Below are 210 nucleotides of genomic sequence, written 5' to 3' on the forward strand. Positions count from 1 at the left end.
ATAGTCACCACCACCGGATCTGACCAATCAGATACCCAACAGCCGCGACAAAAAATACCAGCCAGAGCATGACAAATTTCCAGGTTGGTAATTGCTGAATCATTAGTCGCAACTCCCGTATTAGTTTGCTAAAATCAATCACAGGTTCCTCGTTAGTCCGGTAACGCTGGAAACAGAAAACCCCGACTGTTAGCGCAATCGGGGTTTTCG

Annotated in this window: 1 protein-coding gene; it reads right to left on the reverse strand. The window is 46.7% G+C overall.

Going from position 1 to position 210, the window contains the following annotated elements; genetic code table 11:
• Positions 1-4: 4 nt before the first annotated feature.
• Positions 5-210 (reverse strand): hypothetical protein (locus GTGU_RS26445; RefSeq protein ID WP_038164155.1); only part of this gene is annotated, 206 nt, incomplete at its 5' end.

This window comes from Trabulsiella guamensis ATCC 49490, from assembly GCF_000734965.1.
In the GTDB taxonomy this organism is placed as follows: domain Bacteria; phylum Pseudomonadota; class Gammaproteobacteria; order Enterobacterales; family Enterobacteriaceae; genus Trabulsiella; species Trabulsiella guamensis.